The 5,389-nt window shown below is 63.2% G+C and carries 3 rRNA genes; all 3 read left to right on the top strand.

The window, feature by feature from the left end:
* Nucleotides 1-226: 226 nt before the first annotated feature.
* The 3 genes from I4W07_RS09040 to rrf all read left to right on the top strand — a co-directional run bounded on the left by I4W07_RS09040 (nucleotide 227) and on the right by rrf (nucleotide 5,369).
* Nucleotides 227-1,733 (top strand): 16S ribosomal RNA (locus I4W07_RS09040).
* A 396-nt stretch (nucleotides 1,734-2,129) separates the two neighbouring features.
* A 23S ribosomal RNA gene (locus I4W07_RS09045) occupies nucleotides 2,130-5,104 on the top strand.
* Between the two features lie 149 nt (nucleotides 5,105-5,253).
* Nucleotides 5,254-5,369: ribosomal RNA gene (gene rrf / locus I4W07_RS09050) — 5S ribosomal RNA — on the top strand.
* The 16S, 23S and 5S rRNA genes sit together here, the layout of an rRNA operon.
* The last annotated feature ends 20 nt before the right edge of the window (nucleotides 5,370-5,389 follow it).

Raw genomic sequence — 5,389 nt, forward strand, 5'->3', positions numbered from 1 at the left:
GCGTGCACCTTGAGAACCGGATACTGCGAGGATGGGCACTTACGAGTGTCGCATCCGGGCAGACATCGAACCATTTGAAATGGTCTAACTTGGATTTGTTTTTCGCAAGGCCGCCGAGAGGCGGCCCCGAGAAATTCCTTTTCCTATCTAATAGAACCATATGAATCGAACGGAACCGATCAGCTAATAGTTGTGAGGACCGGACGGGCTCGAAGCCCATTTATTTTGGACGGAGAGTTCGATCCTGGCTCAGGATGAACGCTGGCGGCGCGCCTAACACATGCAAGTCGAACGGCACCTATCTTCGGATAGAAGCGAGTGGCGAACGGCTGAGTAACACGTGGAGAACCTGCCCCCTCCCCCGGGATAGCCGCCCGAAAGGACGGGTAATACCGGATACCCCGGGGTGCCGCATGGCACCCCGGCTAAAGCCCCGACGGGAGGGGATGGCTCCGCGGCCCATCAGGTAGACGGCGGGGTGACGGCCCACCGTGCCGACAACGGGTAGCCGGGTTGAGAGACCGACCGGCCAGATTGGGACTGAGACACGGCCCAGACTCCTACGGGAGGCAGCAGTGGGGAATCTTGCGCAATGGGGGGAACCCTGACGCAGCGACGCCGCGTGCGGGACGGAGGCCTTCGGGTCGTAAACCGCTTTCAGCAGGGAAGAGTCAAGACTGTACCTGCAGAAGAAGCCCCGGCTAACTACGTGCCAGCAGCCGCGGTAATACGTAGGGGGCGAGCGTTATCCGGATTCATTGGGCGTAAAGCGCGCGTAGGCGGCCCGGCAGGCCGGGGGTCGAAGCGGGGGGCTCAACCCCCCGAAGCCCCCGGAACCTCCGCGGCTTGGGTCCGGTAGGGGAGGGTGGAACACCCGGTGTAGCGGTGGAATGCGCAGATATCGGGTGGAACACCGGTGGCGAAGGCGGCCCTCTGGGCCGAGACCGACGCTGAGGCGCGAAAGCTGGGGGAGCGAACAGGATTAGATACCCTGGTAGTCCCAGCCGTAAACGATGGACGCTAGGTGTGGGGGGACGATCCCCCCGTGCCGCAGCCAACGCATTAAGCGTCCCGCCTGGGGAGTACGGCCGCAAGGCTAAAACTCAAAGGAATTGACGGGGGCCCGCACAAGCAGCGGAGCATGTGGCTTAATTCGAAGCAACGCGAAGAACCTTACCAGGGCTTGACATATGGGTGAAGCGGGGGAGACCCCGTGGCCGAGAGGAGCCCATACAGGTGGTGCATGGCTGTCGTCAGCTCGTGTCGTGAGATGTTGGGTTAAGTCCCGCAACGAGCGCAACCCCCGCCGCGTGTTGCCATCGGGTGATGCCGGGAACCCACGCGGGACCGCCGCCGTCAAGGCGGAGGAGGGCGGGGACGACGTCAAGTCATCATGCCCCTTATGCCCTGGGCTGCACACGTGCTACAATGGCCGGTACAGAGGGATGCCACCCCGCGAGGGGGAGCGGATCCCGGAAAGCCGGCCCCAGTTCGGATTGGGGGCTGCAACCCGCCCCCATGAAGTCGGAGTTGCTAGTAATCGCGGATCAGCATGCCGCGGTGAATGCGTTCCCGGGCCTTGTACACACCGCCCGTCACACCACCCGAGTCGTCTGCACCCGAAGTCGCCGGCCCAACCGTCAAGGGGGGAGGCGCCGAAGGTGTGGAGGGTGAGGGGGGTGAAGTCGTAACAAGGTAGCCGTACCGGAAGGTGCGGCTGGATCACCTCCTTTCTAGGGAGATACGTTCTTAGAGAGACAAACTTTAACTCGAATAGAGGGCAGGAGCCCGTCCGGTGGATGTCGCCTGGATGATTCCCCGCAGCACCCGGTCCCCGGGGTCGCACCCGCGTACCTTGAGAGCCGCATAGCGATAGGAGAGAGATGGAAGATCAATTTCTTCCAGACTCGATTCTTTTCTGCGATTAAACGTAAGAATGATAGCAATCATTCATCCGATCCAAACAAGAAGAATTCACTTATATATGAGTGAGGAGCATCTGATCGCGAGCACAGTGGATACACTGTGCCGCGGTATGAGATACCCGAATTGCGACATACGAGCGCTATTCATGATATCGATTAATTAACTTTAGCGACACGTGGATATCCCGCGGGCCCGATGCGGTCCCGCAAGATACCACGGGCGCACGGCGGATGCCTTGGCACAGGGAGCCGATGAAGGACGCGGCAAGCTGCGATAATCCCCGGCGAGGAGCACACATCCTTCGACCCGGGGGTCTCCGAATGGGCGAACCCATGCACAGCGGTGTGCATATCCCCGGCCCGAACACATAGGGCCGGGGAGGACAACCCGGGGAACTGAAACATCTAAGTACCCGGAGGAGAGGAAATCAATCTCGAGACTCCCCGAGTAGCGGCGAGCGAAAGGGGACCGATGGCCAAACCGTCGAGCGGGCATACCCGGCAGGGGTTCCGCCGACGGGGTTGCAGGGCCGCGCATCCGGGGGCTGCCGCCCCCGGGCGCAGGTCCGGCTGGGGAGCGGAACGGCATGGGAGGGCCGGCCGCAGCGGGTGACAGCCCCGTACGCGAACCCAGACCGGACGGCGCGACGCGGTCCCTGAGTAGGGCCGGGCACGTGAAACCCGGTCCGAACCTGGGTGGACCACCATCCAAGCCTGAGTACTACCCTGTGACCGATAGCGCACCAGTACCGTGAGGGAAAGGTGAAAAGCACCCCGGGAGGGGAGTGAAACAGTACCTGAAACCGTGCGCCCACGAGCAGTCGGAGCACCTTTATGGTGTGACGGCGTGCCTTTTGTAGAATGAGCCAGCGAGTCGCTGGCGCGGGGCGAGGTTAACCGAAAGGGAGCCGGAGCGAAAGCGAGCCTTAACAGGGCGACTTGAGTCCCGCGCCGCGGACGCGAAGCCGGGTGAGCTATCCGTGGGCAGGCTGAAGCGGGGGTAAGACCCCGTGGAGGGCCGAACGCACGTCGGTTGAAAACGGCGGCGATGACCTGCGGATAGGGGTGAAAGGCCAATCAAACCCGGAGATATCTCGTTCTCCCCGAAATAGCTTTAGGGCTAGCGTCGCGCGTTCACCGCCGGAGGTAGAGCACCGGATGGACGAGGGGGCTTCGCCGCCTACCGAATCCAACCGAACTCCGAATGCCGGCGGCCCAGAGCGCGGCAGTCAGAGCATGTGGGCTAAGCTGTGTGCTCGAGAGGGAAACAGCCCGGACCGCCCGCTAAGGTCCCCAAGTTCCAGCCGAGTGGCAAAGGATGTGCGTCCGCCCAGACAACCAGGATGTTGGCTTAGAAGCAGCCATCCATTCAAAGAGTGCGTAACAGCTCACTGGTCGAGTGGACATGCGCCGACAATACACGGGGCTAAGCTGGACACCGAAGCGGCGGGATTTTATTTATTAGAATCGGTAGGGGAGCTTCCCATGGGCGGAGAAGCCGGAGGGCGACCGACGGTGGAGCGCATGGGAGTGAGAATGCTGGCATGAGTAGCGAGAGACGAGAGAGTAACTCGTCCGCCGTGAACCCGAGGTTTCCTGGGCAAGGCTAATCCTCCCAGGGTCAGTCGGGGGCTAAGGCGAGGCCGGTAGGCGTAGCCGACGCGCAGCAGGCAGACATTCCTGCACCGCGCACGCGGCGCTACGACCGACGGGGCGACGGATGGGGGTGGCTCGGCGGGGTTCTGGACGTCCCCGTGATGGAGCGCGGCCCGCGGACCAGGGAAATCCGGTCCGCATTGAGGGCGAGGCTCCGGACGAAGCGACTGAGCGAAGCGAGTGAGCCCGAGGTCCCTAGAAAAACCCCTAGGCAGGCGCGTGCGCGCCCGTACCGCAAACCGACACAGGTGGGTGGGTAGAACATACCGAGGCGATCGGGTCAACCATGGTCAAGGAACTCGGCACAATGGCCCCGTAACTTCGGGAGAAGGGGTGCCCGCGCGTACGTGAACCGGCTTGCCCGGGGAGCGGAGGCGGGCCGCAGTGGAGAGGCCCAAGCGACTGTTTACCAAAAACACAGGACTCTGCAGAAGCCGCAAGGCGACGTATAGGGTCTGACGCCTGCCCGGTGCCGGAAGGTCACGCGGAGGAGTTAGCCGATTCGGCGAAGCCCCGAAGCCAAGCCCCGGTAAACGGCGGCCGTAACTATAACGGTCCTAAGGTAGCGAAATTCCTTGTCGGGTAAGTTCCGACCTGCACGAAAGGCGCAACGACTTGGGCGCTGTCTCGACCATGGACCCGGTGAAATTGCACTGGTCGTGAAGATGCGACTTACCCGCGGAAGGACGGAAAGACCCCGTGAACCTTCACTGCAGCTTGGCATTGGCCGCTGGTCCCGCGTGTAGAGGATAGGCAGGAGGCACAGATCCGGAGGCGCCAGCCCCCGGGGAGCCGCCCTTGGAATACTGCCCTCGCGCGACCGGCGTCCTAACCCGGGGCCGTCAACCGGCTCGGGGACCGTGCCAGGCGGGCAGTTTGACTGGGGCGGTCGCCTCCTAAAGGGTAACGGAGGCGCGCGAAGGTCCGCTCGGGACGGTCGGCAACCGTCCTTTTGAATGCAAGAGTACAAGCGGGCTTGACTGCGAGGCCCACAAGCCGAGCAGGTGCGAAAGCAGGCTCTAGTGATCCGGCGGCCCCGAGTGGGTGGGCCGTCGCTCAACGGATAAAAGGTACTCCGGGGATAACAGGCTGATCTTGCCCAAGAGTCCACATCGACGGCAAGGTTTGGCACCTCGATGTCGGCTCATCGCATCCTGGGGCTGGAGCAGGTCCCAAGGGTACGGCTGTTCGCCGTTTAAAGCGGTACGCGAGCTGGGTTCAGAACGTCGTGAGACAGTTCGGTCCCTATCCTCCGTGGGCGCAGGAGAATCGATGGAGGCTGCCCCCAGTACGAGAGGACCGGGGTGGACGCACCTCCGGTGAACCGGTTGTCGACCAACGGCACGGCCGGGTAGCCGCGTGCGGCGCGGATAACCGCTGAAGGCATCTAAGCGGGAAGCCGTTCCAGGGATTAGTTCTCCTTCCGGTAAGGGCCCAGGTAGACTACCTGGTCGATAGACGGCAGGTGCAAGGCTGGCGACAGCCTCAGCCGAGCCGCACTAATCGCCCGAGCTCTTCCGGAACCGCACCTCGCGGCCCGCGGGACATGCGCTCTGAAGCGCGGTCCGGGCACGAGGATGCCCCGAGTCACATCTTTCCTATGCGCCATGCGGCCCCCAGGGCACGTGTAGAGTGAGACCCAGGACACCGTAACGGTGGGCGCCGCCCACCGGTCAGCGGCCAGAGCATGGGGGGCACGCCCGGTCCCGTTCCGAACCCGGAAGCTAAGCCCCATCGCGCCGAGAGTACTGCGGGGTCAGCCCGTGGGAGGCCAGGGCGCCGCTGACCGGTGGACGGCACCGAGCCGT

Source organism: Collinsella aerofaciens, from assembly GCF_015670745.1.
Lineage (GTDB): Bacteria > Actinomycetota > Coriobacteriia > Coriobacteriales > Coriobacteriaceae > Collinsella > Collinsella aerofaciens_T.